This window comes from Anaerococcus rubeinfantis (genome assembly GCF_001487145.1).
Taxonomy (GTDB): domain Bacteria; phylum Bacillota; class Clostridia; order Tissierellales; family Peptoniphilaceae; genus Anaerococcus; species Anaerococcus rubeinfantis.
Genome location: NZ_LN913016.1, coordinates 262,925 through 289,054, shown reverse-complemented (window position 1 = coordinate 289,054; position 26,130 = coordinate 262,925). Strand labels below are relative to the sequence as shown.

17 protein-coding genes and 1 pseudogene are annotated in these 26,130 nt (G+C 31.1%); 3 read left to right on the top strand and 15 right to left on the bottom strand.

All coding sequences use genetic code 11. The features are described from left to right. Positions 1-12 precede the first annotated feature (12 nt). From lanKC to BN3265_RS09580, 3 genes are all read left to right on the top strand, one after another. The gene (lanKC, locus tag BN3265_RS02265; protein ID WP_058989949.1) at positions 13-2,112 is read left to right on the top strand and encodes a class III lanthionine synthetase LanKC; all 2,100 of its coding nucleotides are present in this window, start codon (positions 13-15) and stop codon (positions 2,110-2,112) included. Positions 2,113-2,171: 59 nt separating this feature from the next. Further along, complete coding sequence (locus BN3265_RS02260) at positions 2,172-2,564, top strand: lanthionine synthetase LanC family protein (protein ID WP_058989948.1); 393 nt, start codon at positions 2,172-2,174, stop codon at positions 2,562-2,564. Positions 2,565-2,651: 87 nt separating this feature from the next. Next, entirely contained in the window at positions 2,652-2,774 is a 123-nt protein-coding gene (locus tag BN3265_RS09580; protein ID WP_187367052.1) for a class III lanthipeptide, read from the top strand. A gap of 240 nt (positions 2,775-3,014) precedes the next feature. Here BN3265_RS09580 and BN3265_RS02255 read toward each other — a convergent pair whose 3' ends face one another. From BN3265_RS02255 to BN3265_RS02190, 15 genes and pseudogenes are all read right to left on the bottom strand, one after another. Beyond that, positions 3,015-3,671 (bottom strand): hypothetical protein, encoded by a 657-nt coding sequence (locus tag BN3265_RS02255; RefSeq protein WP_058989947.1) that lies wholly within the window; start codon positions 3,669-3,671, stop codon positions 3,015-3,017. Between the two features lie 43 nt (positions 3,672-3,714). Next, positions 3,715-5,043, bottom strand: coding sequence for a hypothetical protein (locus BN3265_RS02250; protein WP_058989946.1), 1,329 nt, complete (start codon positions 5,041-5,043; stop codon positions 3,715-3,717). A 133-nt stretch (positions 5,044-5,176) separates the two neighbouring features. Next, positions 5,177-6,847 (bottom strand): group II intron reverse transcriptase/maturase, encoded by a 1,671-nt coding sequence (ltrA, locus tag BN3265_RS02245; RefSeq protein ID WP_058989945.1) that lies wholly within the window; start codon positions 6,845-6,847, stop codon positions 5,177-5,179. Between the two features lie 69 nt (positions 6,848-6,916). Further along, complete coding sequence (locus BN3265_RS09575; RefSeq protein ID WP_019034341.1) at positions 6,917-7,054, bottom strand: hypothetical protein; 138 nt, start codon at positions 7,052-7,054, stop codon at positions 6,917-6,919. 369 nt (positions 7,055-7,423) lie between these two features. After that, a pseudogene (locus tag BN3265_RS02240) lies at positions 7,424-11,893 on the bottom strand (helicase-related protein); the annotation flags it as partial. Between the two features lie 1,792 nt (positions 11,894-13,685). After that, complete coding sequence (locus tag BN3265_RS02235) at positions 13,686-14,651, bottom strand: DNA cytosine methyltransferase (RefSeq protein WP_058989943.1); 966 nt, start codon at positions 14,649-14,651, stop codon at positions 13,686-13,688. Beyond that, positions 14,644-16,365: a DNA topoisomerase 3 gene (locus BN3265_RS02230; RefSeq protein ID WP_058989942.1), complete on the bottom strand. Its 1,722-nt coding sequence runs from the start codon at positions 16,363-16,365 to the stop codon at positions 14,644-14,646. Before BN3265_RS02230 ends, BN3265_RS02235 begins: the two co-directional genes overlap by 8 nt. Before the next feature lie 93 nt (positions 16,366-16,458). After that, positions 16,459-17,442 carry a nucleotidyl transferase AbiEii/AbiGii toxin family protein gene (locus BN3265_RS02225; protein ID WP_058989941.1) on the bottom strand — a complete coding sequence of 328 codons (984 nt, stop codon included), beginning with the start codon at positions 17,440-17,442 and terminating at the stop codon, positions 16,459-16,461. After that, the gene (locus BN3265_RS02220) at positions 17,435-18,046 is read right to left on the bottom strand and encodes a DUF6088 family protein (RefSeq protein WP_058989940.1); all 612 of its coding nucleotides are present in this window, start codon (positions 18,044-18,046) and stop codon (positions 17,435-17,437) included. The genes BN3265_RS02225 and BN3265_RS02220 overlap by 8 nt, the downstream gene beginning before the upstream one ends. 73 nt (positions 18,047-18,119) lie before the next feature. Further along, positions 18,120-18,980, bottom strand: a complete 861-nt coding sequence (locus tag BN3265_RS02215; RefSeq protein WP_058989939.1) for a CD1107 family mobile element protein — start codon at positions 18,978-18,980, stop codon at positions 18,120-18,122. A 14-nt stretch (positions 18,981-18,994) separates the two neighbouring features. Further along, positions 18,995-20,578 (bottom strand): stalk domain-containing protein, encoded by a 1,584-nt coding sequence (locus BN3265_RS02210; protein ID WP_058989938.1) that lies wholly within the window; start codon positions 20,576-20,578, stop codon positions 18,995-18,997. Continuing rightward, positions 20,565-20,804 (bottom strand): hypothetical protein, encoded by a 240-nt coding sequence (locus BN3265_RS02205; RefSeq protein WP_058989937.1) that lies wholly within the window; start codon positions 20,802-20,804, stop codon positions 20,565-20,567. Before BN3265_RS02205 ends, BN3265_RS02210 begins: the two co-directional genes overlap by 14 nt. Positions 20,805-20,818: 14 nt before the next feature. Then, positions 20,819-23,398 (bottom strand): C40 family peptidase, encoded by a 2,580-nt coding sequence (locus BN3265_RS02200; protein ID WP_058989936.1) that lies wholly within the window; start codon positions 23,396-23,398, stop codon positions 20,819-20,821. Between the two features lie 7 nt (positions 23,399-23,405). Beyond that, positions 23,406-25,829 carry a VirB4-like conjugal transfer ATPase, CD1110 family gene (locus tag BN3265_RS02195; protein WP_082664087.1) on the bottom strand — a complete coding sequence of 808 codons (2,424 nt, stop codon included), beginning with the start codon at positions 25,827-25,829 and terminating at the stop codon, positions 23,406-23,408. Next, on the bottom strand, positions 25,720-26,130 hold the full coding sequence (locus BN3265_RS02190; RefSeq protein WP_011528974.1) for a PrgI family protein: 411 nt from the start codon (positions 26,128-26,130) through the stop codon (positions 25,720-25,722). Before BN3265_RS02190 ends, BN3265_RS02195 begins: the two co-directional genes overlap by 110 nt.

Here is a 26,130-nt window from a genome sequence, read left to right as displayed (position 1 = left end):
GGAGGTCGTTGTATGGATTTAAGATATTTTGAATATCTATTAGATGACGAAAAATACTATACAAAATTCACGGTAAACGATGTAGCTTTTACTCTACCCGAAATTTTTAAGAATAATTCAGATAAGTTTGATATTTATTATAGTGAAGATCTTCACTGGAAAGAAATTCGAATGAAATATCCCCATCTATTAACTCAGGGATGGAAAATACATATATCAGCGATATTATCAGAATCACAAGATATACTTAATATTGTATCAAAAATTTGCTTCAATTATAATGTCTCTTTTAAATTTGTAAGAACTCATGGTGAATTAAAGTTTAAGAATGTTAAATATGCTGATAGAAGTTCTTCTGGAAAGTTTATTACTATCTACCCTAACTCTGAAGAACAATTCATACTTTTGTTAGATATTCTACATAACTCTTTACTCGGATTTAAGAATGGTCCATATATCCTAACTGATAAAAGATGGAGAGACGGTAACGTGTATTTTCGCTATGGTGGATTCAAAACAATTAAGAAGGTAAATGATCAAAATAATTATTACATTTATACGCCTGAAGGCAATCTAATTGTAGATGATAGAGACCCTTATTATAAACTTCCTGATTTTATTAAAGAGCCATCTTTTATCCAAAAAATAGAAAATGAATATATTATTGACGATGAAGAATTATCTAATTTAAACAAGTATGAAATTATTGACGTTATACACTTTAGCAACGGTGGAGGTGTGTACTTAGCTAAAAGCATTAATACCCATAGTAAATGTATTATAAAAGAGGGCAGATTGTCAGCCGGGCTAGATGGAAAAAATATTGATGCATTTACAAGAATTAGTAGAGAGTTTAAATATCTCTCAAAATTATTTGATGTAAAAGGCGTAGTAGAGCCTATAGAGTTTTTCAAAGAATGGGAAAACAATTACCTTGTAGAAAAATATATTGATGGCTATGTTGTAGATGACTGGATAAGGCTTAATTTCCCTTTTATTGGTGATTCTACAACAAGAAATTCATACGCTAATAGAATAATCAATATTCTTAATAAACTTTTGGACATAATAAATGAGATACACTCAAAAAATGTTGCTATAGGTGATTTACAACCAAATAATATAATAATAAATGATGAAGATGAAGTCACTATTATAGATTTAGAAGTTGCATCTGATGCAAATGCTGATAACTCTCTAAATATAAGAACTCCAGGATTTATGGATAAAAGAGCAAAGACATCTGAAGAAAATGATATTATTGCTTTAATTAACATTGCTTGGTATTGCTTTTTACCTATTGGTCCAATATCCAGCATTAATAAAACAATTATAGCAAATCATTTTAATCATATTAAAAAAACTTTTAGTCCCTCTATTTCTAATAAATTCTATGAGTACATCTATAAATGTTCCAACTTATTATCTTTTGGAGATGACTATATCAAACTCCTTACAGAAAATAATAATATTTTAGAGATTAGTATAAATAAAATTATGGAGATAAAAAATTCATTATTGTATACACTTGAACAAGATGCAAATTATAATTCTATAAAATTATTTCATGGAGATATTAGACAATACGAAACCGAATTAGGTATGTACAATTTTTTATATGGATCTTTTGGAAATATTTATACATTGTATAAATATAATAAACTAAATGATTCATCACTAGATTGGATTGATAAATTCTGTGATTTTAAAAAATATAATGACCTTGGATTGTTTACTGGAAAATCAGGCATTGCCTCAATATTATATAATATTGATTTAAAAGAGAGTGCAAATAAATTATTTAAAGAAGTTACTGATGAACTAGATTTAAATAGTCATGATATCACCCTATTATCAGGACTTTCTGGAATAGGACTTTCATTGATTGAATATTATAGAGTAACTAACGACTTAAATATTTTATATTTAGTTGAAGAAATCGGAAGAAAAATGATTCAAAACTTAACAGATAAATATTTTGAAATAGAACCTATAGATGATTTTTCTCCAATCGGTTTGTTAACAGGATGGACAAGTATATCATACTTTTTAATCAATCTATATAAATTAACAAATAGAGACATATACATTAATTATGCTCATTTGCTATAAAAAAGGATCTTGCTAAATGTAAATTTGATGATGCCTTATACACAGAATATAATTCAATCTTGTCACCATACTTGTTAGGCGGTTCTACTGGTATAGCTATTTGTATAAAAGAATTTCAAAAAATAGGCATTCATGATTATGATAATCAATTTGAACAAATACTAATAAATATTAATACTACAAATTTCTATGGAGTCGGTTTATTTAGAGGCGTTGGTAGTATGGTATTGTTATCCACATACGCAACAGATAATAAAACAGCTTTAATAAATAAATCTTTATCTTTATTAGAATTGTTTTTATCCTATAATGATAATGAAATTTTAGTTCCTGGAGAATTTTCCTATAAATTCTCCAATGATGTTTTTTCTGGTACATCTGGTATTTTATTATTACTATATGACATCTTAAACAATACTACAGACACGTGGATTCCAACAATCAAACAATAATTACTTTGGTATAATACTTCATATGTCAGATAAATATTTATTTCTGATGTGTGATTTATTATAAATATTTTGAAAGGAGGATGCTTTATGTCAAAGAAGATTCTAGAGTTGCAAAAAATGCAATCAAAAAAAGCTGATAAAGTTGTATCTAGAAAATCTAGTACAAGTGGATCTTGTACACTTAAGAGCGCAATCAGCCTATTTTGCTAATTCTTTAAATAGCTGATTTATGAGTCTGTTTATTTATTTTTGAATAATTAAACAGAAAATACGAAACAGTTGCTATTATGTGTTGTAATTTAAGCACAAATATGGCAACTGTTTTGTTCTTTTGTTTGACACTCCTATAAATTATACGATAGCCATATTTTAAGTAATTACATTTACGATTGATAATATTATAATTGATTATTTGCAAAAAAATAAAGGCAGTCCGAAGACTGCCGATATTTATCTTTCTGTGCCTTTGCTATGATTTTTCTTATTAGATTTAGTTTTATCGTCTGTCTTAAAGCTTTTTATTTGCCCTATTATGGACTTTTTATCTTTATCTTGACTCTTTACTTGTTCTTTTGCTTTTAAGAGCTTAGAAGACAAAATACGAACATTTTTATGTTCCTTCCCGTTGTTATCAATACTTGTTTTTACTTGTCCGAAGATTTTAACAAAATCACCTTGCTTTAAGTTCTCTAAATCTTTTGTCTTATCTCCGTAGGCTGAACAATTGGTATAAATTTTATTCCCATCGTCATCTTTTGAAACAATTGAAAAATTACTTACTTTAAACTTTTCTCCATTAGCATTTTCTCTTTCAAGGTTTTCTACTTTGCCAGCTATATTACCCACGAGATTAATAAGATCATCTTTTTCTTCAAAATCACTTATATTTTCAACAATCTTACCTTGTTCTTTCATATCATCAATCATATAGTCAAAGTCATCATTTAATAGACCTGTTGTGTCTTTGATCATAAATAAAACATAGACTTCTTCAAGTGCCTTTTCATCATTAACACCTTTTTCTATGCTCACAAGTGCTTTTATAAAGTCCTTGTAATTATCATTCATCATTTCTTCTAAATTTTCTCTAATATCTTTGTATTCCATAATTTCCTCCTTGTATTAAATAAGGAGAGCCTTTCGCCCTCCTTTATCGTTCTTGTCCTTTTTCACTTTTTTCTTGATTTTTATCTTTTTCTTCTTCTGATTTGAATTTGAATATTTGTCCTAATATCGATGGTTTCTCTTCCCTTGCGTGAAGATTATCATCTACATCATAAGTTGATTCAAAGTAATCACTATCTTTAAAATCATTGTCATACCTGTCTGGTATTCCATCATTGTCGAGATCTTTTGCTAGTGGATCATAGAAGTTTCCATCATCATCTATTTCTAAGCCTAAAGCTTGTTTTAAATCTTCTTCATCTACTGATACCAGATCGTCAAAACTAGACATCTTTATAGCTTCGGTCATATCTTTGATAGCTTGTGAGTTAGATATATCTTCCTCTACAAAAGATTCTGTTCTAATAGCTACATTATCTACATACTGAGTCCATGTTTTTTCTTCCAAATTTACCTCATATTGAATCGAGTGCTTACCATCAGGTGTTTCTGTATAGGCAAGTCCTATATGGCTTAAATCGGGGTATAGTTTGTCAAAGTCTTCATAGCTATTAGATTCTGAAAACTCATAGTTAGAATAATCAACTATCGCCCTCTTTAAATCTTCTAATAACGGTGACTCATTTTCTAATTCTTCTACTTCTCCCATATCTAAAAGTTTATTAATCTCAGCCAGTCTTAGTGTCTTGTCTCTTAACTCATCTGCTTTTTCAAATGGTTTAGTTAGTTCTACTTTAGCATTTTCTAAAGATTCTTTATAGTTTTCAAGATTTTGATTTAACCTTTCAAGTCTTGAAGGCATTTTTTCAATGGCATTATCAAGCCTTGTTATATTACCATCAGTAGAGTTTGAAAACTCTCCAAAGTATTCTGCTTTTCCTAGTAGTTTAAAGATGTGAGTATTAGTCATAAAGTTATATGAAACTTGTAAGTCTAAATTTCTATATTTACCAATAACTTTGCTATCATTTATCTTTACCTTCTTTATTTCTTCTAATAGCTTCTCTCCAGCTTCTTTCTTATCTAAAATTATATTTGTCCCAAGACTGATTGAAGTGAATTTGCTATCTCCTTCTCCTAATTTCTCAACATTTGCAAGGTCTTCTTTAACTGCTTTTATTTCCATTTCAGTTTTTAAAATACTTTGAGGATAAATTTTATTTACCTTATCTTCAAGCTTATATTTATTAGATTTATAGTTTGCTTCCAGCATTTTTAGTTTTGTAACTTCGTTATCTAAATCCATTTTTTCTTTAATTAGAGGATTGCCAGTAGCTAAAGCCTTAATTTCTGAATAAGATAGACTTGCTTCATCAACATCTTCTGCAACTCTTACTGGAGTTTTTGAAGTCATAATTTGAGAAATGAATTTCTGCTTATTCTCTATTGTCTGGTCGAGTAGGTCGGGGATATTACTATCCCTTTCCCCTCTAAGAACCGTGCATGAGAGTTTCCCCTCACACGGCTCAAGTTTTTATAAGCCCTAATTAAAGAGCCAGCGTGTTTTCTTCATCATTTATATGCAATTTTCTATGACACCAAGGGTGTACTAAAGTTTTAAGGGTAATGTTATTTTGAATTATTTGATGTACTCTAAAGTCTGTATCAATAGTTATTTTCTCTCCACAAACAGGGCATATTCCATTTTGCGTTTTATACAGTCTATTTATAACTGTACGTCCTTTAAGTTCGTTTCGTATTTTTAACTCTTCTCTTTCTTCAAAGTATATTTGCCAATTTTCATCAAATGGATTTGCTTCAGCTTGTATCTTGGTAAATCTTTTAATATCAGTATCTGTAGCATATTTAAGACGAAGATAGTATTTCTCGCCATTTTCCATTTTCTCGCCAGTTGCTACACTGAAAGTCCAAGTTCTATTTCCAATGGTATGGAAGTATTTCTTAGCTATCCATTTTCTACCTTTCTTTGGGTGTCGACGAACGCACCATGTCCACAAGCTTTTATATATTTCGTAGTCAAGTTTTTCAAAGGCTTTAGATGAAACATTATATTTCTGATAGTTTACCCAACCTATAATGATTGGATTTAATTTTCTAATCAAAATTTCTTGTTTCATTGACGGATTATCCTTTATGATTCGTCTGATTTTATCGACAATAGCCTTGAAGTTCTTATCAGATGGTTTTGTAAGCAACTTATCTTTATACATCCTAATATTAACTCCAAGAAAATCAAAACCGTCATTTATGTGTGTTATGAGTGTCTTTTCCTCTGATAATTCTAAACCTCTTTCAGCCAAGAATTTTACAATGATTGGCTTAACACCATTTTCAAGCAATTCAGCACTTTCTCCTGTAACGATAAAATCATCTGCATATCTAACAAAGTTAACCTTTGGGAAATATGTTTTCTTATTTACTGTTCTTCTATGGTATTTCTCTTTGATTGCTTTTTCTAGACCATCTAATACCATATTGGAAATAATAGGTGATATTGGCGAGCCTTGGGGACTTCCTGTTTCTGTTGGAAATAGTTTTTGTTTTTCTATATATCCACACTCAAGCCAAAGTTTTAATAATTTCTTGTTCATTGGGATATTATTTAATATCCATTCATGACTTATATTATCAAAGCAACCTTTTATATCTCCCTCAAGTACCCATTTTGCAGATTTCTTTTTATTGAGTGATGTAAAACACTGCTCGATAGCATCTTGTGTACATCTTTTTGCCCTAAATCCATAAGAATTAGGATCAGCAGTAGTTTCTGCTATGGGTTCAAGTGCAAATTTATATAGGGTTTGCATTGCTCTATCTGTCATTGTAGGAATGCTGAGAGGTCTTTTCTTCCCATTTTTCTTTGGTATATACACTCTTTTAAGAGGCTTAGGTTTATATCCTCTTAAATTTAACTTTTCTATCGCCTTATACTTTGCCTGTGATGTTAGCCATAATTCACCATCAACACCACTTGTTTTCTTGCCTTGGTTTTCAGTTACCCTCTTAATTGCCAAGGCTTTTGCATAAAATGAAGTTGTGAGTAAATGCTGTAAGGATTTTACCTTTCCATATTTACTCATTTTCCACGCTTTCACAATACGCATTTGTAGTTTTTTAACATAGCTTTCTGCTAGAGAAAAATCTATACTTTCCCAGTTTTTAGCTCTGTTAGTAGTAGCACACATTTTACTGTTCATTTGCTTTCTCCTTTCAAAAATTCTACAAGTTCTCTTGTGATTAAAAACCAAATGGAAGTCTGCACTCTTTCAAGTTAGGGCAAATTTTGAACCCCTATCCATCTCATTACAAGATGGCATTCGCTTTTTCCATTCTCCTTTACCTGCACCATTATCAGCATTTCTTACGATTTGCCTTGCCTTATGGCAATAGTACAGGCTTACCATGTTTCACTTAATTAACATTGATAACTTAGGCTCTACCTCTCTGCCGGTAGTCTTTTTGTCCGTGTAATCCCACTGTGGAAAGGATTATCCGACTACACACCATTTTGGTTCAGGCTTATCAGCAACTTTAGCCTGCTCGCCTTAACGACATTTATCAGTAGTTCACATATGTTAGCCATATTATCAAGCCTCGCTTCCTAACCGCCTTGTTGCTGGCAGTTTCGGTATTCCCTCACGGTTTTACCTCAAGTAGGGCTACTTTAATATCAGCTTACCACACCTAAGTGCAGCCGATACTCGGCTCAACTAACGGAATAGTTGGTTTGGTCATTTTGCCAAACAGTTAAATTAAGCGACTTCATGTCGCACCCACAAATAGGCATCAAAGGTATTTTCTGTTACATATCTAAAGATATTTACCTTATCATTTTCATTACCTTGGCGAACAATCCTACCACTTCTTTGCTCTAGGTCAGACGGTCTCCAAGGGACGTCTAAATCATGTAAGGCTACTAATTTGTTCTGTACATTTGTACCTGCTCCCATTTTTTGAGTAGATCCTAATAATACTCTTACTTCTCCTCTTCTTACCTTAGAGAACAATTCATCTTTTTGTTTGTCTGTATCTGCTTCGTGGATAAAGGCTATTTCATCTTTTGGTATTCCCATATTCACTAGCTTGTTTCTAATATCATCATAGATATTAAATTCACCATCTCCTTTTGGTGTAGACATATCTGAAAACACTAATTGGGTTGATGAATTTTCTTTTGTCTTATCCCAGATACTAAAGACGTTTTTAACGCATACATTTACCTTTGAATTAGGATCATCGGGAAGTAGTGGATTTATTAATCTTTGGTCAAGGGCAAGTTTTTTACCATCATTTGTAATCTTTAGCATATTATCTTCTGTTGGTTCTACTTGGTTATTTCTAACTGCGTCCGCTCTTTCTGAAATAGCTTCTAATATTTCTTTTTGTTCCTCAGTAGGTTTTGTTTTAATAACTTCAAAATTTGCTTCTGGCACTGGCAAATTTAACATATCTGAAGTCTTTATATCTGCTACTTCTTTAAACATGCTCATCAACTCTGGCAAGTTATAAAACTTTGAAAATCTTGTCTTTTGCCTATATCCAGTGCCTTCTGGAGATAATTCAAAGGTGTTTTCTGTTTCTCCAAAAGTAGAAGCCCAAGCGTCAAAATGTTCTAATCCTCTTGCCTTTAAATCGTCATATTGAAGGTATCTTTGCATGGTATAAAGTTCTGTCATTGAATTTGATATTGGTGTACCAGTAGCAAATACAACTCCCTTGCCATCTGTCATTTCATCCATATACCTACATTTCATATACATATCCGAAGACTTAAAGGCTTCACTTTGACCGATACCCGCAACATTTCTCATCTTGGTATGCAAGAATAGGTTTTTGTAATTATGAGCTTCGTCTATAAATAATTTATCTACTCCTAGTTCTTCAAAGGTTATTACATCATCTTTTTTAAAGTCGTCATTTAGTTTTTCCAGTCTTACCAAGAGTTTCTTCTTTGTCTTTTCTAGTTGTTTTACTGTGAAGTTTTCTCCTCTATTTCTTTTGTTCTCATCAATAAAGGAAACTATATCATCTATTTGGTCTTGTATATGCCTAACCTGGTATTCCTTAGACATTGGTATTTTTTCGAATTGAGAGTGTCCTATAATGACTGCGTCATATTCTCCCGTTGCAATCCTACCAATAAATCTTTTCCTATTTTTAGGTTGGAAGTCTTTTTTATCGGCCACCATAATGTTTGCTGACGGATATAATTGCATAAACTCTCTACCAATTTGAGTGGTTAGATGGTTAGGAACTACAAATAATGACTTACTTGCAAGTCCTAACTTTTTAGATTCCATAGCAGAAGCTACCATTTCAAATGTCTTTCCTGCTCCTACAACATGGGCAAGCAGTGTATTTCCACCATAAAGAGTCCTTGCTATGGCGTTTTTCTGATGTTCTCGAAGTCTGATTTCAGTATTCATTCCATCAAAAGTTAAGTTTGAACCATCAAATTCTCTATTTCTAATTGAGTTAAATTTTTCATTATAAATCTTTTCTAGCCTATATCTTCTATCAGAATCTTCAAATATCCAATTCTTAAATTCTTCTTTAATCAGCTCTTGCTTTTGACTTGCAAGCATAGTTTCTTTTTTATTCAATACAGAAGTCTTAGAACCATCATCGTTTATTACTTGATCAAATACCTTTGTATCTTTTAGATTAAGAGCATTTTCAATTAACTTATAGGCATTCACTCTACTTGTACCATAAGTCATGTTAGCAAGGTCATTAGTTGAGTCAACACTTTTACCTTCAATGTTCCATTCACTTGTATGTGGTGAGAACCTAACATTTATATTCCACCTATCATAACCTGGTGTTTTTAAAAGGTTAAAAGTAAAGTCTTCTATATCTTTTTGAGGTATCCAAGTTGCTCCTAACCTTACATTTATATCAGAAGCAGTGAGTTCTTCAGGCATAACTTCTTGTAATTTTTCTCTCTGATATTTGAGTTTGCTTAACTCATTTAATAATGTGTCTTTCTTTTCAGAAGGTGCTAAATCTATTACATTTTCAATTTCTCCGATATATGAATTGAGATAGCCAATCTTTTCTCTAATATTGCCACTTAAATACTCGTCAGCTGATACATATGAAAAATGAAATGAATCGTCATTGTTAAAGTTTTCAAAGGGCATTCTGTTATTTATTAGGTCTGTATCCTTAATATCTAAAAATATCTCGCCCTCAAGCTCACCAATCAAGGTGTCCCTATCTTTATTTGTGATAGATTCCATATATTCAAAGTCTACATATCCTTTTTGTGAAACTGATAAAACCAAAGCTTCAAGGGAAGTATCTACATGGTCTACTACCCTTGCCTTTGTTATTGTTCTTTTTGAAAATATATCACTCTTAGCTTTGAAATTATCCTCATCATCAAGTATTTCTATTGATGAAACCAAAGGAAAGTTTGAGTCTTCCTTTAAGGCTCTGGTGTTTGATAAGGAGTTAATAAAGCCATGTTTCTTTGAAAAGTTATCATAGACTTCATTTAACTTTGCTTGTGATTCTTCTATTTCTTCGTCTGAAAAATCGTCCTTTTGTTTTTCTATTACATCTTTTAAAGCATTCATTACATCAAGATAATCTTTTATCTTTTCTTTATTTTTATCTGATATATTCTGCTTGATTAAGACTGAGTTTTCTCTTAGATAGACCTCTTCATCAATAATAGTGTAAGAAAAGTTTTTAACATCATCTGTTGCTGGAAGACTTAATTCCTCATCTTCCAATAGTTCGACCTCTTCATATTTTGAATTTGAAGATATTTCCTTACTTGCAAGATCCATTAAATCTTTTAGATTTTCTTCTTCTCTTTCATCACAAGTGATAGTATTTCCAAATCTTCCAGATACTTCTTTCATATCCCCTAATACCATTTGAGGATTATCTACAAAATATTTATTGTAGGTTAAACCCTTTTTATCAATTGCTAGATGAATCCAATCGTCATCTCTTTCTATAACTGAATCTCTCTTCTTTAAGAAAATAATATCTGAAGTAACTTCTGTACCAGCAAGTCCTTTAAATGTTGTATTAGGAAGCCTCATAGCTCCTAAAAACTCACATCTTGCATTAATATATTTTCTAACAGATTCATCTTTTTTATCCATAGTTCCAGATGATGTTATGAAGGCAATAATTCCTCCATTCCTAACCTTATCTATTGACTTTGCAAAAAAATAATCGTGAATCAGAAAGTTATTTCTGTTATATTCACGATCGTTAACTTTAAAATCTCCAAAGGGAACATTTCCTATTACCAAGTCAAAGAAATTATTTGAGAAATTTGTTTCTTCAAAGCCTTTAATCTGAATATTAGCTTCAGGATAAAGTTCTCTTGCTATTCTTCCGCTTAGGCTGTCTTTTTCTACTCCATAAACTTTAGACGCTTTCATTTCACTTGGCATATTACCAATGAAATTACCGACTCCTGCAGATGGTTCAAGGATATTTCCAGTCTTAAATCCCATATCTGTTAGAGTCTTATATATTCCATCCATTACCTCTCTAGGTGTATAAAACGATGTTAAGGTAGACTCTTTAGCATTCAAATACTCTTCATGTGTTAAATTTTCTTTTAAAATGTTTCTTGCTTCAAGCCATTGTCCTCCCTTTTCTTCATCAAATACATCGGCAAGACCTCCCCAACCTAGATAATCAGCAAGATAGGCTTGTTCATACTCTCTTGGACTCCTGTTTTCATTTTCAAGTCTTTTGAGCATTTTAATAGCTTTTATATTTTTATCTAACTTTTCTGATGGTGTTAGGTATTCTGAGTAAATATGATTTTTCAAGTCATAATTTCTAGCAAAACTTAGCCTTTCTTTATTAGGTTCATATTCTAGATTCTTTAAATCTTCTTTACCCCTCAATAAATTTTCAGCTGCTTCTCTAGGGACATTGTATCTATCCATCATTTGGTCAATTTCGGAATTGTGGTTATCAATAAAGCTTTCTTGATCTACTTCTGTTTCAATTTGTTTTTCATGCTCAGATAATTTGTATATCTCATAATTTCCACTATCTAAAAGGTCATCAATCTTCCTACTTTCTTCAAATGTTTCACCCTTATATAAAGGGATTTCTTCCCCATTAACTTCTACATAAGTTCCTGTTTCAATTAAGTTAATTCCATCAAAGGTATTCTCATCTTCTAAAATAAATTCTTTACCAACTTTTACTGCTAGTCTTTCTGATGTTTGACTTATATTTTCAAAGATTTCTTCAAGGTATAAATCGTTTCTATATGGAATTACTTCCGAACCCCTAATCATACCTCCCATATATTCCATATTATCTCTAATGGTTACAGTTTTAAGTCCTCCACTTAGTTCATCAAAGTCTGTAATGGTAAAGTCCTTATCTTTATATCTAACCTGATCGCCTATCTTAAATTTAGGCTCTATATTTTCCTTAACTTCTTCTTGTAATGATTTTTCCTCACTTAGTGCAACTTGTTCTTCTAAATATGAAAATTCACGCTCATTTACTTCTTCACCATCACCAAGGTCAATCCTATAATGTTCGACAACTTCGCCATCTACATAGTGGTCAAAATAAAATTTGAAATATCCGATATAATCATCAGTCATTTCTCCAAATTCATTTTCCCCAAGAGTTTGATTATGGTCTTTAACATCAATATCCTTTTGTCTTAGGACATTTATTAATTCTTTGGTCACTATCTGACCACTATAATCGGGAACTAATTCGTGGTTTTCATTAAATTCTACAATCCAATAATCTTTTCCGTTTTCAGTGTTTTTGCCATCAAAAAAAGAAGCTTCATCAGCTTCCTTTTCTTGGCTTATTTCATTTTCTAAGCTTCCACGTATTCCTTGATTGCTATTCTCTTCACTGTTGCCATCAAGTTGTTCATCTGTCCTTGGTATTCCTCTGGATTCTCTCTCATAATCTTCTCTGTCAATCCTTGTGCTTTCATCATCTTGACTTTCTCTCTCTTGATAAAGTCCACTGCCTGATTCTGAATTTCTTTCAGATGGTTCAAAAGTGTTTTCTCCTCGTACATTTCCTGAAGTTTCTTCCAGTTCTCCATGTCCTCGCTCCCTACTAGGTAAGACAGTCTTAGAACTGCGTATGTCGGATTCGGATATCTCTCCATAAATTCCAAATCCTTCTCCATCATGTCCAAGGTTTTCTCTTCGATCTTCATCGCTATTTCCTCTGTCGCTTCCATCTGTGAAAACTCGTCCATCTCTACTTCTTGACCTATCATCTCGTCTATATAAATCATTTTGACCTCCTCTATCTTCATTTGTATTTTCTATATCTCTATTATAGTCGGCAGCAGCCCTTTCTGTCAGCAGCCTAGCACGATCCATTTCCTTAGATTTTTCTATTGTTTTATCTATAATATCTTCGCTAACCCTTGATATTACAAGACCTATCTGTTCTAAAGAAATTGTATTTATCCTAGAAAAATTATTTTTTAAATTTTCCATATCCATAGGATAGACTGTATTAAACCTATTAGCTACTGCATAGGATATTGAGTCTCTCATAAACTTTTCAAAACTAAGTCTATCCTCTATATCTATCCTTAAATCAGCAAGAGCCAAGTTAATGTAATCATCTCCATAAATTCGACTTAAAGAAAATATATTTTCATTAAGTGAATCACTAGCTTCAAATGAAGAATCTCTTATTATTTCTTTTAAAGCCTCGTTATGATTTTCGTGGTCAAACTGCCATAAGCTAACCTCATTAATATTCCTATCCATTGATGTAGTCTGACTAATATCAAAAATGTATGAAACTTTTTTGTTTACATCGCTTCCAACCAAAATTGGAATACCCTTTTGACCTCTCATAACAACTCGACCAAAATATTTCTTCCACATATCAAAGGTTGCGCAAGCTCTAGCTTCGGGTTCTTTGTTGTATATACTTAGTTGGCTGGAAAAATCATATTTCTGATTATTGCCTATAACTTTTAAGAGTTTTAAATATTCATTTTCATCCTGCAAAACTTCATACTTTATTGCTTCTTGTATATTCTTAAAATCATTTACTTGCATTTCCTACCTCCATTCTATGAATTTCTTTTATAATCGCCATTAAAATATTAACCACAATAGAATTGCCGGCCTGCTTATATAGTTTACTTGAGGTGCAATTTTTTCTTCTTGGATGTACTTCTTCTAGTTTGTCTATATCTCTATCATCAAAACCCATGAGTCTTAGACATTCTCTTTCTGTTAAATACCTATATTTACCATTTCCAATATCTATTATTCCAGAATTTGGTACTCTCATTTGTTTTGTAGAAATAGTATAAGAAAAATCTTTAATCACTTTGAGTCGCCCTCTAAAACTATTATCTATGCCTTTGTTTAAAAATTTCAGCATATAAGGTTGGGTCATTGTATAAAGTTCACTTACATCCTTTTCTAAAAATTCACTTAGTGGTCTTGTTTCTTTCCTCTCCAATTTATTAAAAGAAAAGTTATTTGCTCCTAGACATGAAACAACAAATATCCTCTCCCTTTGTTGAGGTATCCCAAAGTCCATTGCATTTAAAATTTCATACTTACTTTCATATCCAAGGTCTTCTAACTCCTTTAGATAAATAAAAAAGGAGTCCCTCATATTTCTATCAAGGACTCCCTTTACATTTTCCCAAATTATCCATTTAGGTTTTTCTTTCATTTCTTTTATTATTCTAATTGTTTCAAATAGTAAGCTTGATCTAGTTCCTGAATTCTTTACTCCTCCCTGCTTTTTTCCTATTCTTGAAAAGTCTTGGCAAGGACTTCCATGCATAATTAAGTCTATCTTTTCATTAGGTGCTTTATATCCTACTACTGATTTTGCTTTATAATCTTCTCCATAAAGTGCGTTGTAAGATTTAACACAAGCCTTATCTATTTCTATATAATCAACTACTTCATAAGATATCTTTAAATTAATAAAAGCCTTTCTAATAGCACCTATGCCACCGAAAAGCTCTAATATCTTCATCTTATTCATTTAGATTATTCTTGTACCTATCTACAAGCTCCCTTATACTATCTTCTATTTCTCTTAAAAAGTCTTCTTTATCTACTTCACCAGAACTAATCTTTGCAAGTTTCATTTCCCATTCAGATGTTGTTTCTGCCGACTTAAACTTATTCTCTACAATCGATACAAGTCTATTGCCTTTTTCTGTTACAAGTAGATTTTTCTTATCTCTTCTTATAAGATCCTTATGGATAAGATTTTCAATAATTCCTGCTCTTGTTGCTGGCGTTCCTAAGCCTTTTCTTTCTACTTCTATTTCTTTATCCAAAGACTCTACTCCTGCATTCTCCATAGCCTTTAAAAGTGTATTTTCATTATAATGGCTTGGAGCTTTTGTAAATTTCTCAGATATATTTTTAAAAGTTAGCTTAATTTTATCTCCAGTCTTTATATCTGGTAATTCATTTTCTTGTCCTTCTTTTCCATAAGTCTTTAGATACTTTGTATAACCTTCATCTATTACAGTCTTGCCACTTGCATTAAAGTTAAACTTGTCATATTCATATCTGATTTTTCTGCTAGATTCCATTAAGTTATCCGAACATGAAGCAAGTAATTTATTCTTAATTAGATTATAGATTTTACTTTCTTTATCAGATAAATCTTTGGCTTTTCCAATACCTGATATAGTAGGAATAATCGCATAGTGGTCTGTAACTTTAGATGAATTAAAAATAGACTTAAAGTTTGATTCATTGATTTTAAAATCTTCTTCAAATCTTTCTAATAATTCTTTCATAGTAGTAACCATATCATCGGTTAAATACCTGCTATCCGTTCTTGGGTATGTGATTAACTTTTTTTCATACAAACCTTGTGCTAGATTTAAAGTATCATTTGCTGAATACCCAAAATATTTATTTGCTTCTCTTTGTAAGGTAGTGAGATCATAAGGCTTATCTGGTTTTGTGCTTATTTCTTTATCTTCTACCTCTGTAATAACTATTTCATCTTCTAGTAGATTTAATAGTTGTTCTGCAACTTCAATTTTATCAATCCTATCTGATACAAGTTTCAATCCCCCATAAGATAGGTCAACTGTATAATATTTTTGCTTCTTAAATAGGTTTATTTCACTATCCCTTTTAGCTATTAAATATAGAGTTGGTGTTTGTACTCTACCAACTGAATATGTTTCCTTGTAAATGCAAGAATAAAGCCTACTTAAATTCATTCCTACCAGCCAATCTGCAATTGCTCTTGCACTTGCTGATCTATATAAGTCTTCAAAGCTTTCTCCGTCTTTAAGATTTCTAAAGCCATCTTCAATAGCTTTGTTTTCCATTGAAGATATCCAAAGTCTTTGAATTTTCTTCTTACATTTAGCTTGATTATATACAAGCCTAAAAATAAGTTCTCCCTCTCTTCCAGCATCACAAGCATTTATAACTGTGTCGATGTTCTTATCGTTTAAAAGTTTCTTTAAAACTCCATATTGTTTCTTAGTGCTTTTAGATACTTCATAAATATATTCTTCTGGAATTATAGGAAGAGTGTCTATTGTCCATTTCTTCCATTTTTCGTCTATCTTATCTGGACTTGCCATTTGAATTAAATGACCGACACACCATGAAACAATGTATCCATTCCCCTCATAATATCCATTTTTTCTTGTTCTTGCTCCAATTACTTTTGCAATTGTAACTGCTACACTTGGCTTTTCTGCTATTACTAACTCCATTAATACCTCCATAAATTAAAAAAAGAGCGAAAGATTTCTCTCTCGCTCAAAGTATTTCTCCCGAATATCGTATTATTTTCGGGATAATTCTATTTACTTATTAATTTCTTTTTCCAGTTCTTGAAGAACTTTTATAATCTCTTCAAATTTTGGATAGTTTCCATATATCATTTCTGACATAGCCTTATAATCTTTTTCTATTTCAGAAAATCGGTACTCTCGTGGGACTAACCTTAATCTACCATTTAATGCATCTTCATACCTTGCCCACTTTCTAGGGTAGAATTTCATTTTAAATTCAGTCACTTGCTTTAGTAATTCTTTATCCTTTAAGGCTTTGTTTTTAAAATCTGAATTTGCTATTTTATATAGGTCATAAAAGTGTCTTGCATATCTGTGTGGCATAGGAGAAGACTCTGGTCTATTTGCTTCGTGATGCAAAATTGTTGCTTTTTCCCAAAAGGTTCTCTCTGCTGATACTGTTCTTATGCTTGTTTTTTCTTTAAATACATTTGGATAAGCTTCTCCAATTATCGGCAAGATTCCCACTTCAATTGCAGGTGTCCATGCTGCAAGACTTCCTATTTCAAGTCTTATATTTTGTGTCAAATAATTAGATTCAAAAATTTTAGGATATTTACATAGAATTGTTTGTGGGTCTACACTATCTATAGAAAATTCAAAGCCTAAGTTCTTTAAATCTTCTTCTAAAACTTTTATAAATTCATCCCTTAAAAAGATTTCAGTCTTTTCATTGACTTCTTTGTTGAATTTATCCTGTTTGGTATTTGATCTTTCTAACCAAGGTTCTTTTTCTTCATAACCTAATACTCGCCAGTCTAATATTAAATCTATATCTTCAGAAAATCTTTCTATAAGTCCAAAGCATTTTGAAAGTGATGTTCCTCCTTTAAAGGTAAAATATTCCCTCCATTTGTTTTCATTAAATAGGTAGTCTAAGATAAAAGTAACCCAATAGTCTTTTTCAATAACTGCCTCAGATATATTTTTCTTATCAGCAGTATTAACTATTAAAACTCTTAAATCATCTTTATTTTCTATATAAAACTTATTCATTTTGACCCTCACAAATTTCCCTTATTACTTCATATATCCATGCAGGAACTGATTTTGATTCGTTCATTAAGTCTGTTCTTTCTTTTTCACTTAAGTTTTCTCTTATCTTCTGTATGACTTGGTCATCAATATTTTCTTTACCTAAAGACTTAATTGCTTGAATAACAGTCGCTGTCTTTAAGGACATATTAGCAATTTCTCCCGGATTTACTTTTTTAAATTCTAAAATTGTATCTCCAATTTTATATTCTTTATATCTTCCACTAGATATATATTTATAATGTGTTGGTACTTGTGTTGAAAGTCCTAATAAGTTTAAGGCTGTGCTATTATATGGTGCAATATTCCAATTGTATTTTCTTGCTATAGCAAGTGCTAACTCGTGAATTGATACTGCTTCGTACTCTCCAATTAATTCACTGTATCTTGGATTGTAATAGAATCCATCAATAATACGCTTAATTTTTCTTTCATTAACCATTCTATTCAATGTCTTTCTAGCTGTATCATAAGATGTAATATCCAAGAAGTCATTGGCAAAAAATACTTTATGTGAGTCAAAATCATTTATTTTATCTGATATTTTTTCTGTATATGAACTCATTACAATCCTCCTTTGTCCCAAATATCATATCATATCTGGGACAAAAGTTCAATTGTACTTAAATTTAATATCCTTATAATAGTTCATCGTCATCATCTAGTGATTCTTCATTACTTTCTTCATTGTCAGATTCATCTTCTGACTCACTAATATAATCTTCATCATCTTCTTCAAAGTCTTCCAACATTTTATCTTCCTTAGCTTTGACTACCTTAAAATAGTATCCTGCTCCTATAACTCCTCCAATTACAAGTGCAACAATTAGAAATGAACCTATTCCACTTTTCTTTTCTTCTTTTACTGGAACAACAGTGGGCTCTTCTTTTTTCACTTCTTCTTTCTTAGGTTCCTCAACCTTTAAAGTGTTTTTATCTTCTGATTCAATCATATTAAGTAGGTCTTGCTCTCCTACTTCTGTCAATAGCCTTACATTATCTTGATTTGATGAGTGATCCACTATTAGGTGCATAGTTTTTCCACTTTTAGTTTGAAATGTTAAAAATTGTCTTACATCTACTGGATTTTCTTTATCTTTTTCTGTATCTCCACTTGGTGTAATATCTTTTCCATTCCTATCTACATTTTCAATTACTGAACCTCTTGCCTTATTTTCCTGTGTCGCAAGATTATTTACTGCCTTAGTATTACCACCTTTTACAAGTGGGGTTTTCTTTGGAGGATTATTTGAAGGCTTGTTTGCTTCACTTGTATTTCCTGGTATTCTTGGAACATCTTGATAAGGAATTTCTTCTTTTGATGGTGTAAAAACATCATCTTTCAACATTTTTTCAAATTCTTCTTTTTGTGGTTCATATATTGATTCACTTTGATTTTCTATTTGTCCTTCATTTGTCATCGCAAATGTAGTTGCTGGTACTGTAAATGTAAAAAGGAGTAACGCTATGGCTACTCCTCGTTTAATACTCTTATTCATTTTTCTATCCTTTCTTATTTTACATTTTTAAATACATAGACTGCTTTTCTAGCATTGTCCCATTCTATTGTTTGGTTTTTACCATCTTTAATATCTCCATGACTAGCTCCGAAAGCTTTGGCAATATTTGAAATTGAAGCATGAATTCTTCCATTTATAATCACTGGCTTAACATCTGAATTGTAGACTTTTCCATCTGAATCTTTCATAACACCAGTATCAATATTTAGTCTTAATGTCTTTTTAGCTAAGATATTATTCTCCTTATTTGAGAAAATAGCTTCACGAGTAGAGTTGTCATACTCAACATTAAAACCTAGAGTATATGCAATATATCTTACTGGAATCATAGTTCTTCCTTGATCTACATAAGTTTTTACATCCATATAGACTGTTGTCTTACCATCTTTATTGATAATGTTATAAAAGTTTTTGTCTACTTGGAAAACTGCAAATTCTTTTTCATCTTTAACTTGTTTTTTACCTTGTTGGTCTTCTTGCTCTTTCATCTTGTTAAGATCAAATTGATTTAAGATGTTCTTATCATCAGCTTTTAAAAGTTCGTCCCATTTTTTATCTTGAGATTTATCATCTTCTTTTTTCTCTTTGTTTTCTTTTTGAAGTTTTAAAAGTTCATCTAATTTTTTAGATAAGTCTTGGTTTGGATTTTTTCCTTTTTCATCTTTAGCTTGTTTTTCAAGTTCTTCTTTAGCTTTTTTATTTACTTCCTCGATTAACTTCTTAGCGTCTTCAATTTTCTTATCTAAATCTTCTTTTAGCTTTTTTATTTCTTCATCAGAAGCTTTTTGTTTTTCTTCTAGCCTTTTAATTTTCTCCTCTAATTCTTTTTTAGTATTTTCAGAAGATTCTTTTAAACTATCAATAGCCTTTTGAAGCTCTTCAATCTTCTTAAAGCATTCTGACTTAGAATTTTCTGTTTCTTTCTTTTTATTCTCTAATTCTTTTATCTTATTATCTTTTTCATCAAGAGCTTTTTCCAAACCCTTAATTTTATTATCTTTATCCTCAATTTCTTTAGTCTTCTTTGCAAGTTCCTCTTCGAAAGACTCAAGCTTTTCTTGCATTTCTTTGATTTTATTTTCGTTTTTATCTACCTTTTCTTTCTCAGCTTCTAACTCCCATTTTGTAGATGAATAATCTTCTTTTAGCTTTGCATTTTCATCTTGTAATCTTTTTAATTCATCTTTAAGCTGAGTAATTTCTGCTATTAGTTCATCATTATTAGAGTTTTTAAGATCCTCAATTTCTTTATTCAATTGAGCAATCTTATTGTCTTTATCTCTAATCTCTTCTTCCAGCTTAGCTTTTTCTTGTTTTAGTTTCTCTCCATTATCTTTGCAAGATTCTAACTTTTCCTTTAATTCATCTATCTTTGATTGGTCTTCTTGTTTCTTATCATTTAAGTCTTTGATTTGATTTTCTAAATCATTAATATTACTTATTGAACTCTCTATCACTTTTTTACTACCATCTGTATCATCAGCTTTAGCTAATACATTAGTAGTTGAAGTTGATGTTAAAACTAATAAAAGAGCCATAAAAAAGGCTCTTAGTCTGTTCGTATTAAATTTCTTCATTATGAATGTTCTCCTTTTCTTCTAATTTTTCTTCTCTTTTTCTATCATTGATTTTCTCCATTAATTCTTCCAAGCTAATATTGTTCCTCCTTAGAGTTACAATTATTTCTTCATTTTCAACTTGTATTTCTTCATCGCAAATTTCCTTGTATTTTGCATTTAAATCTTTTAATTTCTCTTCTATTTTTTTCTTCTTATTTCTAATACTCATAAGTTTTCTATTCACATAATATCTCCCTTCTATCTTGGTCTTCCAAAACCATAAAAGTGTGATTTCCAATATTTTGAATTTATTGATGTGTATTGAATTGGATCACCTGCGTGAATCATCATTCCGTTACCTGCGTATATTCCTACATGAGATATTGGAGTTCCACTGTTATATGTTGAGTGGAAAAATATGATATCTCCAGGTTGAGCTTCACTTGGACTTACTGGATTACAATAGTCTTTGTATATTCTCCATGCAGTTGTTCTTGGCATTCTCTTTACACCAGACTTTGTAAATGACCAACATACAAAACCTGAGCAGTCAAAGTTAGATGGTCCACTTGCTCCAAATACATATCTTTTCCCTATATGTTTTTCTGCTTCATTAAATAAGGCTTTAGCAGTAGCTGAATCAAAAGCAAGACCAGGATTTCCAAAGTTTGGATTGTCTACTATTTCTCCTAAGTCCCCATTACCTGATCCAAAAACATCTCCCATATTTCCCTTAGCTTCAAGAAGAGCTTCATAATGAACTACATTGTCTGGATAATCTTTAAATATTTCCCTAACAACTTCATCCATTTCTTTTTTCTTTAAAGTTACAATTAACTTTTTATATTCGTACTCTTCTTTTTCATAGCTAGTATAAGGATTACCACGACTATCATATCTTGTTCTTGCTACTGTTCTTGTTCTAATTTCAATTTCTTCCTTAAAATCAAGCTTATACATCTTATCGAAAAGCTCTTTTAAAATTCCTTTTACTTCAGGTGCTGATTTTACTTCTCCACATCTTGAAGTTATATAGGATAAAAGTTCATGGGTATTATGACCAATTTCTCCTTCTTTATTTATGATATATTCGTCATATCCAGGATGACTTGTTTTTACACTTTCGATTTGTGATTGTAGGTCATACTCCATTGATGAAAATTCTTGATTAACTTCACTTAGAACTGTATCTTGTGATAGGTATGTTGTTGTCATTACTGAGTTAACTGAATTGCTTAGTCCACTCATACCAACACTTCCACCACCAATCATGATTGATAGCATAAGACCTAGTCCTATTACTAGAAATAGAACCATCTTACTTTTTCTTACGATTAGCTCTTTAGAAGCCTTACCTAAACTTAAAACAGCTTTTTTAACTCTATCTACCAGTCTTGTTTCGTGCTTTTTAGCTATCATGCTCTTCATTTGTTTTCTTTGGTAAAACTTCTTAAATCTATTTTTCTTTATATAGGATTCTGACTTTTTTAATTCTTCCAAGCCACTTTTAAACTCCAACTTGCTTTTTCTCTTTCTTATTTTCTTATCAAGTTTAGATAGCTTTTTTAAGGACTTTTTCTTTTTGTCTAGCTTATACTTTCTTATTCCATGCTGAAGTTTAGAACTTACATTAGCGACCTTTTCTCCTGATTCTACACCAGTATTGTCAGATCCTGAACTTAAATAATCTCTCACTAACTCTGAGGACTTAGCTCCAGATAATAAAACTCCAGAAGATAGACTCCCTTTAGTTTTATTCTTTAAGATGTTGTCCTTTAGCTTGCTTTTAGACTTTTCAAGCTCTCCAATTTTTTTATCTGAGATAAAATCTTTAACATCTTGTGCTTTCTTAGAATCTTTCGCTATAACTTTCTTAGATTCATTTTTTAAGTCATCGATTTTCTTTCGAGTGAATTTATCACTTTCATAATTTTTTCTTTTGTAGTAAGTTTTCTTCTTGTTAACTTTCTTTTGTTCTGAAGGTTTAAGGCTCGTTTCCTTTTCATCTTTTATATATTCAAGATTATCGTCTTTAAGCTCAGAATTATCAAAAGTTTTATCTGTATCAACTTGGCTTAGCTTATTTTCTTTATCTATTTCATTAGAAAATTTTTCCTTATCTCTAAACTTCTTTTCTTGATAAATCTTCTGCTTTTGCTTTTTATCAATGATAGAATTACTCTCGTTCTTACTTACTTCATCTTTAACAAGCTTATCTTTTCTATATATTCTCTTACTTTTCTTTGCTTCGATAGGTTTATCTTCACTTGTATGGATTCGCTTAGACTCTTTCTCGTTGATTTTGTCTTGGAATTTATCCTTACTATGGATAAGTTTATCCTCATAATTTTTAAGAACTTGTCTTTTACTTGATGGTTTCTTATTGTTTATTGGTTGAGCCTTAGCTGAAATATCATCTGTTGTTAGTTTATTAGAATTAATATTTCTACTGTTTTCACTTTCAAAATTCACCTTTTTGGAGTCTACATCTAAGTCTTCATCAGGTTTAAAGTTTTCATCTGTCTTTATTTCAAGATTAGCTTGTTTTGTTTCTCCAGCCTTATCCTTATTATCTAAAACTTCTTTTCTAATTCTTTCCTTGTTTTTAGCCTTCTGAAAGTCTTTTAGTTTATCTTGTTTTTGATCCTTAGCTAATACATTCTCATGAATAAGTTTAGATTCTTTTTCTGAAATTTTATCTCCGAACCTATCCTTAGTTTTAATTATCTTATTGGTATAATCATCTGAATGAACAAGTTTACTATCTACATTCTTTTCAGGAGCGTCCCTATTTCGTATAATTTTCTTTTGAAAATCTTTTTTTAGTTTTTTATCCATATCACACCTACTTAGCTTCTTCTGGTTTTGTTGTCATTAGCTTATATAGCATGGTGTCTTTAGGGAATTTATCTATAAATGGAACAATAGTATTTCCGAAGAATAATAGTCCCTCACCTGCGTTTGAATTAGTAATATAGTTTAGCTGATAAGGCGATATTTTTAATTTCTTAGCAAGAATATCTCTATCTCCAGATGCTTGATTTAACATTAGAACAAAGTCTGTATTGTCAAAGATATTTTCAATTTCCTGACTTGTTAAAAGGTCTTTTACGTTTTGAGTTATACCTGTTGGAATACCTCCCCATTTTCTAAATCTTTTCCAGATTTCTACTGAATATGAAGCAGTTTGTGGGTCTTTTAATAAAAGGTGGAACTCATCTATATAGTATCTTGTAGACTTGTTTCCTCTATTTAAGGAAACCTTGTTCCAAACCTGGTCTTGAATTACAAGCATCCCTATTTTTTTAAGTTGTGTTCCTAGCTCTTTTATATCAAAACACAGCAGTTGTCTATTTAGATCAACATTTGACCTATTATTAAATACATTAAGACTTCCCTTAACATAAATTTCCATTTCTGTTGCTAGTTTTCTACCAACTCCCTCTTCTTGAGATAGGAGCATATCGTATAAATCTCCTAATATTGGCATATTTTCTGGTTTAGGGTCTTCAAAATATTTTTGGTATATCTTTGGTAAACACCTATCTATAACAGATTTTTCTGCAGCAGTAAGACCAGATCCTCCAACTACAAGTTCAAGCATAGACATTATGAAGTTTGCCTTATCTTTTAAAGGTGCGTCCCCATCTCCATAGTTCATATTAATATCTAATGGATTAAGGTAGTCCTTTGACTTTGCTGAAACTTTAATAACTTCTCCATTAAATTGTTTTACAAGGTTTGAATACTCTCCTTCAGGATCACAAATAATTACATCATCATCTGTGACAAGAATTGCATTTGCCATCTCTCTCTTTGCTGAGAAAGATTTACCAGAACCTGGTGTTCCTAATATTAATCCATTAGGGTTCTTTAGTTTCTTCCTATCTGCCATAATCAAGTTTTGGCTAAGGGCATTTAAGCCATAATACAAGGAATTTGCCGAATCAATAAATAGCTCTTCTGTTGTAAAAGGCATAAATACTGCCGTTGATGATGAAGTTAAAAATCTTTTTATTTCGACTTGGTTAACTCCTAGAGGTAAGGCAGAAACAAGTCCTTGTTCTTGTTGATGAGACAATCTTTTTACCTGACAATTATGTCTGTTAGCAATTGATGAAATTTGAGCAATAGTGTTTTCTAATTTTTGATTAGTCCTAGCAAAATTCATCATTACTATGGTAACTACAAAGAGCCTTTCATCTCTATTTTGTAAGTCAGATAACATGGACTTAACATCAGCCCCAAAAGTGTTTATATCTGAAGGAATAATATCCATATCATATCCTGCTCGAACTGCTTTCTTTTGTTCTTCAATTTTCATTCTATCCAGGTCTGTATTTTTTCTCTTAATGAGTTTAATGGCTTCTGCTTGTTCAACTACATCTATATGAAAAGCTACATAAATATTGTCATCAATATCTAAAAACTCGGATAACATTCTGTCTGATAACTCACTTGCAAGTATTTGAAAATGGCTTACTGCTCCAATGAATTTCCCAAATTTAAAATTATTTGCTGGTGCAAAATTAAATATATTAGGAGTTATATGTGATTTTGTAGACTCTTTTTTCTTCAAATCTTTATATGAAAAATCAAAGTTTTTGTCTGGATTTAACATATCGTGAACAAGTCTTAGTCTTTCTTCGCCATCAAGGCTTTCTGCTCTTACTCCCATAGATTTAAAGTTAGATAAAATATCCACTTCAAGTCTATTTAACTTTGCTCTTGCTTGCTCTAGGTTATCGGCTTCTGTTGTAAATGTTATATACTTCATCTTTTTAAGTCCGTTATTGCCCTTTGCAAGTTGAAGCTTTAACATCTCCCTGAACTCTTTTCTTACATCGTCATAGAAGTCTCCCTTATCAGCAATTTTAATTGCATCTTGTAGGTCTTTATTTCTTCCTAATTGATTTACATACGAAAGTTCAATGTGGACACTTGGATCAAAAGAATTTAAAAAGTTGGCAAATTGGTTAAAGATTAAATCTCTATCTTCTTCCAATGCCAACTGGTAATTTATATCTTGAAATGAAATTGTCTTCGAATAATTTTTTTCATCTAACTGGCAAATGCCCTCTGGTAACATTCTTATATATGGAATTGTATCCTCAACAGTAAATCTCTTTTTCTCTTTCTTTAAAATTACATTTAGAAGACTATTTGTTGGATCTTTCTTTGTTTTTAGCCTTCTTACTTCCTTTCGGTCTTTTTTTAATTGTTTTTCCCTTAGATTTAAGTCGCTGATTTGCTTTTTTCTTTGCTTCAAGGTATGCCTCCTTTCTTATTCTCTTAGTTGGTTGATAAAACTTATGAAGATAGAAAAATCTAAAATATTTTTCAAAGGTTAAGGTATCTTTTTCATATAAGGTTATAAAAAAGATTGGCAGGGTTACTATTAGCATTACAATAATAGAAACATCATTAGGCAGATATTTCTTCATAAATAAATAGGTTGGTATGCCAATTAGTCCTGCCACAGAAAAACCTATAAGTTGTCTTTTAGTTAAGTTAAAGGCAACCTTTGTTTTAATCTTGTCTAAATCTTTTGGTATTGGTACATATGCCAT

Excerpts from the sequence above, each read along its gene's own strand:
- lanKC (WP_058989949.1), top strand. The coding sequence starts at position 13 with ATGGATTTAAGATATTTTGAATATCTATTAGATGACGAAAAATACTAT.
- BN3265_RS09580 (WP_187367052.1), top strand. The coding sequence starts at position 2,652 with ATGTCAAAGAAGATTCTAGAGTTGCAAAAAATGCAATCAAAAAAAGCT.
- BN3265_RS02255 (WP_058989947.1), bottom strand. The coding sequence starts at position 3,671 with ATGGAATACAAAGATATTAGAGAAAATTTAGAAGAAATGATGAATGAT.
- BN3265_RS02250 (WP_058989946.1), bottom strand. The coding sequence starts at position 5,043 with ATGACTTCAAAAACTCCAGTAAGAGTTGCAGAAGATGTTGATGAAGCA.
- ltrA (WP_058989945.1), bottom strand. The coding sequence starts at position 6,847 with ATGAACAGTAAAATGTGTGCTACTACTAACAGAGCTAAAAACTGGGAA.
- BN3265_RS09575 (WP_019034341.1), bottom strand. The coding sequence starts at position 7,054 with ATGGTAAGCCTGTACTATTGCCATAAGGCAAGGCAAATCGTAAGAAAT.
- BN3265_RS02235 (WP_058989943.1), bottom strand. The coding sequence starts at position 14,651 with ATGAATAAGATGAAGATATTAGAGCTTTTCGGTGGCATAGGTGCTATT.
- BN3265_RS02230 (WP_058989942.1), bottom strand. The coding sequence starts at position 16,365 with ATGGAGTTAGTAATAGCAGAAAAGCCAAGTGTAGCAGTTACAATTGCA.
- BN3265_RS02225 (WP_058989941.1), bottom strand. The coding sequence starts at position 17,442 with ATGAATAAGTTTTATATAGAAAATAAAGATGATTTAAGAGTTTTAATA.
- BN3265_RS02220 (WP_058989940.1), bottom strand. The coding sequence starts at position 18,046 with ATGAGTTCATATACAGAAAAAATATCAGATAAAATAAATGATTTTGAC.
- BN3265_RS02215 (WP_058989939.1), bottom strand. The coding sequence starts at position 18,980 with ATGAATAAGAGTATTAAACGAGGAGTAGCCATAGCGTTACTCCTTTTT.
- BN3265_RS02210 (WP_058989938.1), bottom strand. The coding sequence starts at position 20,578 with ATGAAGAAATTTAATACGAACAGACTAAGAGCCTTTTTTATGGCTCTT.
- BN3265_RS02200 (WP_058989936.1), bottom strand. The coding sequence starts at position 23,398 with ATGGATAAAAAACTAAAAAAAGATTTTCAAAAGAAAATTATACGAAAT.
- BN3265_RS02190 (WP_011528974.1), bottom strand. The coding sequence starts at position 26,130 with ATGGCATATGTACCAATACCAAAAGATTTAGACAAGATTAAAACAAAG.